At 42.0% G+C, this 257-nt stretch carries 1 protein-coding gene; it reads right to left on the bottom strand.

Translation table 11 applies throughout. The features are described from left to right. Positions 1-257 (bottom strand): NAD(P)H-dependent oxidoreductase (locus AOA60_RS18300; protein WP_178075378.1); only part of this gene is annotated, 257 nt, incomplete at both ends.

Below are 257 nucleotides of genomic sequence, written 5' to 3'. Positions count from 1 at the left end.
GTGATGCAATGATCGCGCCCCAGTGATGCATCGTATTATACAGTGCAAGGATTGTTGCTTCTTGACCACCATGAGCATTACTTGCAGAAGACATAGCACTTACTACTTTGTTGGCAAGTTTTCCATTAAACCATAATCCACCTGTTGTATCTAGGAACTGTTTCACCTGTCCAGGTATATTCCCAAATCGAGTCGGTGTACTGAAAATAAATGCATCTGCCCATTCAAGGTCATCTAATGTTACTTCAGGTACATCC

Source organism: Pseudomonas sp. 2822-17 (assembly GCF_002742485.1).
Classification (GTDB): Bacteria; Pseudomonadota; Gammaproteobacteria; order Pseudomonadales; family Pseudomonadaceae; genus Aquipseudomonas; species Aquipseudomonas cyclaminis.
Note: the sequence above shows the minus strand (reverse complement) of the source record. Positions and strands in the feature narration are given on the sequence as shown.